Raw genomic sequence first — 1,180 nt, forward strand, 5'->3', positions numbered from 1 at the left:
CCAGGGCCACCGCGCCGAGCAGGTTCGGGGTGCCCGCCTCGTGCCGGGCCGGGCCGGTCGCCCACCGGACGTCGTGCGTGGCCGCGCCGACGTGGCTGGTGGCGCCCCCACCGGCCAGGTACGGCGGGGCGGCGTCCAGCCAGTCCGCCCGTCCCACCAGGAGGCCGGTGCCGAACGGTGCGTACAGCTTGTGGCCGGAGACGGCCAGGTAGTCCACGTCCAGGGCGGTCACGTCCACCGGGGCGTGCGGGGCGAGTTGGGCGGCGTCCACCGCGATCCGGGCGCCGTGCCGCCGGGCCACCCGGGCCAGCGCGGCGACCGGCCAGCACTCGCCGGTCACGTTGCCCGCCCCGGTCACCGCGACCAGCACCGGCGGTCGGTGGCCGCCGGCCGTACCGCCCCGGCGCAGCTCGGTGAGGGCGGCGTCCAGCGCGCGTACCGCGCCGTCGGGCGAGTCGGGCACCGGCAGCCGGACCGAACCCCGTGGCCACGGCAGCAGGTTGGCGTGGTGCTCCCCGCCGAACGTCACCACCGTCGTGCCGGCGGGCAGCGCGCGGGCCAGCAGGTTGAGCGCGTCGGTGGTGTTCCGCGTGAACACCACGTGGTCGTCGGCGCGGGCACCGAAGAAGTCACCGAGGGTCTGCCGGGCCCGCTCGTAGGCGAGGGTGCAGCGCCGCGACAGCGCTCCGGCGCCGCGGTGCACGCTCGCGTACCAGGGGAGAAGCTCGGCCACCGCGTCCGCCGCCGCCCGCGCGCAGGGCGCGGTGGCCGCGTAGTCCAGGTTGATCTGACCGGGCACCCCGAGGACGTCCAGGGGGCCCGGCGTCGAGGTGGCCGGCGCAGTCCGCGCGACGCGCGCCGCGCGCGGGGGTACGAGGGTGATGGTCATGTGCCAGACCTCCGGGTCCAGGGACCCCGGGTGGGCACACGGGCGGGGTCCGCGCTTGCCCAGCACACGGAACGGGCCGGGCCCGGTCATCACCCGGGGCACCCCACCGCGAACCTCGACGAGGGTTGCCGGCCAGCAAGCCGGGGCTTGACGCTGGCGCTCGTGACCTGCGGGCAGCATACCGCCCCCGATGCGGCGGGCCGGGCCGGCTCGGGGTGACTACGCTGACCGCATGGCCGACACCCCGTCCGGCGCGCCGCAGCCGCCGTCGCCGACCGCCCTCGACGCCCC

The 1,180-nt window shown here is 77.9% G+C and carries 1 protein-coding gene and 1 riboswitch; the gene reads right to left on the reverse strand.

The genetic code is table 11. The annotated features are described in order from the left end of the window. Positions 1-889 (reverse strand): aminotransferase class V-fold PLP-dependent enzyme (locus tag AB0I76_RS30340; RefSeq protein WP_357042699.1); only part of this gene is annotated, 889 nt, incomplete at its 3' end. A gap of 46 nt (positions 890-935) precedes the next feature. Continuing rightward, a riboswitch (SAM riboswitch) is annotated at positions 936-1,057 on the reverse strand. Positions 1,058-1,180: the final 123 nt, after the last annotated feature.

The sequence above is a fragment of the Micromonospora sp. NPDC049799 genome (assembly GCF_040656655.1).
Lineage (GTDB): Bacteria > Actinomycetota > Actinomycetes > Mycobacteriales > Micromonosporaceae > Micromonospora.